Annotated in this window: 2 protein-coding genes; both read right to left on the reverse strand. The window is 45.4% G+C overall.

The window, feature by feature from the left end; all coding sequences use genetic code 11:
• Positions 1 to 11: 11 nt before the first annotated feature.
• Entirely contained in the window at positions 12 to 953 is a 942-nt protein-coding gene (locus F6K37_RS38335; protein ID WP_287256332.1) for a glycosyltransferase, read from the reverse strand.
• Between the two features lie 85 nt (positions 954 to 1,038).
• Complete coding sequence (locus F6K37_RS38340) at positions 1,039 to 2,253, reverse strand: glycosyltransferase (RefSeq protein WP_287256335.1); 1,215 nt, start codon at positions 2,251 to 2,253, stop codon at positions 1,039 to 1,041.
• Positions 2,254 to 2,415: the final 162 nt, after the last annotated feature.

Genomic DNA, 2,415 nt, shown 5'->3' on the forward strand with positions numbered 1-2,415 from the left:
TAGTTAATGGATTAAGCCTTCATAGCTATTGGAATAGGTTCACACAAGTACTGCTCAATACGTTTTAATTCCACTGGTGTAGCTTTCATCCAGGAATATTGATTGAATAAAGTACAGTAAGTTAATAACACTCCTATCCAAACGTTGAGACACCATGCTTGTCTACCACGCAGATTCAACAGTAATACCCAGACATACATGGCATAGCGTTCTGGGAGGCTAGCTGCTGGTGGTAGACTAAACCAAGTGAAGAGCAGTTGACCGCGAAAAGCTAGGGGGGCAGGGCTGTAAAGCGTTTGTGCATCCCAGGAGCCGTGTTCACGGTGGAATACTACACTGTCTGGTTCAAAGATTGATCGCCATCCTTTTCTCCAAGCGCGAAAGCAGAGATCGAGATCTTCGCAGTAGGCAGGGTGAAATAACTTATTGAAACCACCCAGCTCTAAAAACTTCCAGCGATCAACTGCTGAAAACCCCCCTGAGGCAAAAAAGGTATGGCATTGTTCCTGTCGCTGAGGATCATAATTCCATTGATACCAGCCGTGTCGATGGGTTAATCGTGAGGGGCCACACGTGTAAACTTTTCCCTCCCAATCCAATGATGTCGCTGAAACCGCAAAAACGTCATCGTGTTCGAAGTGTTGCACGAGCGGGGACAGAAAATTCGGGGATAGTCGCAGATCGTTGTTGAGTAAAACGACTATTTCTTCTTCTAATTGAGGTAACAACCAGTTGTACGAAAACAAGTAGTCATTGGTAGGGGCTGAGATTGTCTCAATTGAGGGAAAGTGCGATCGCACCCATTCCACATCTCCTTTTGTACTACAGTTATCCAAAACAATCGCTCGACACAGACCAGAATAGTTGATGATCGCTTCTTCAACGGTGGGCAACAGGTGTTCCAGGTGATGAATTCCGTTGTAGTTCAGGATAGCAAGGCAAGCAGATTTCATAAGCGAATGCCCATGGCAATGGGGTTATAGATGGACTTTGGATAAGCACTGACGAATAAATTCGTCAGGATTGCCGTAGAAAAGGTCAATCTGCCTTTCTTTTGGCCAGCATAGCAAGATCCTTTGGGGGAATAGGTGCAACGAGTTTCTCAATTTCAGTGACAAAAATTGTTTGCAGGCGATTGGGATTAAACAGGTTCTGATGCAGGTTCTTGGCCTGCTCGATCATCTTACTCTGCAGTTGAGTATCGGAAGCCAGTCTAAGACAGGCATTCACCACTCCCTTTGCGTCAGGTTGTGCCACCACAATTGCACCGCCTTGCTCACGGGCAACTCGGACAGGCGTACAGTACTCAGGTCCCCACAGGATGATCGGTTTGCTGAAGGCAACGTAATCTAAGAACTTTGTCGTGAAACTGGTGCGCATGAACAACTCGTACTTCTCCTCAAAGCTCATAACAACAAGAAGTGCATCTGCTCCAGCCAAGACTTCTGCGGCTTCGGGGGGTGTCTTGAAACCCAGATAAATCCCTTTCTCCTTGGCGTGATCAAGGATTTTTTGGTCCCAATCTGCATTCGGTCCTACGATAATTAGCTCTAGTTCAGCTGACCCCTCAAACTCCTCAATCAGTGAACAGATCATTCTGCCATAGAATTTTTCTACAGAGCCGACATAGACTAACCGAAACTTTCCAGTTGAAGGTGGATAGCTCTGAGCTGGAATTGTGTGCTGCCCTGGCATAGGGTAAATCACATGGCAATTGGGATGTGACCCTAAAATCTCCTGCATTCCGTCACTAGTACAGAATGCCAGATCGCAGGCAGCATAAAGCGATCTGAAGCGCTCGCTGAGGAGATTACGGGATCGAGCATTGCCATAGTAACCATCCATGATAGGAAACCAATCCAGGAACAAACCCACTAGCGGTAAACCATGCTTCTCAGCTGCACGTCGAGCTATTAACCCCAAAGAGTTATCTGCTAGGAACAGGATGACATTGGGTTGAAATTGAGAGATCGCTTTATCTAAACAGCGATTCGGAAGTAAGGGCCAAATGAGATTTTCAAAATCAGTAATCCATCGACTAAAGTAAGGACCAAGCCTGGTTTTGCGTAAACGGTGTAACCAATAAGGTAACTGTAGGAAGATGTGAGGCTGCGGTTCTAATGCATATTCCCCATTAGTTGCAACTAAAACCTCAAAAGGCTCTCGCTCAACTAGATGGCGATACATAACAACCCTTACACCACAATGATTTTCAGGTGGTGCAATTGACACAAAAAGGACTTTGAGTTGCATAAATTTTGAGACGATGTCTGTTGACGCTCGGTCAGGTTTAGCATAGAGTCAACTTGCAATAGCCAACCATAAAACTAGTTATGTAATCTAGCGAAGCAAGAGATGACTTTAGGAGGCGAAAAGTTTCTTGAGTTTGCTTCTTAAGCCAATTCTTGATTGAAG

It is taken from the genome of Moorena sp. SIO4E2, from assembly GCF_010671945.1.
GTDB lineage: Bacteria > Cyanobacteriota > Cyanobacteriia > Cyanobacteriales > Coleofasciculaceae > Moorena > Moorena producens.

Excerpts from the sequence above, each read along its gene's own strand:
- F6K37_RS38335 (WP_287256332.1), bottom strand. The coding sequence starts at position 953 with ATGAAATCTGCTTGCCTTGCTATCCTGAACTACAACGGAATTCATCAC.
- F6K37_RS38340 (WP_287256335.1), bottom strand. The coding sequence starts at position 2,253 with ATGCAACTCAAAGTCCTTTTTGTGTCAATTGCACCACCTGAAAATCAT.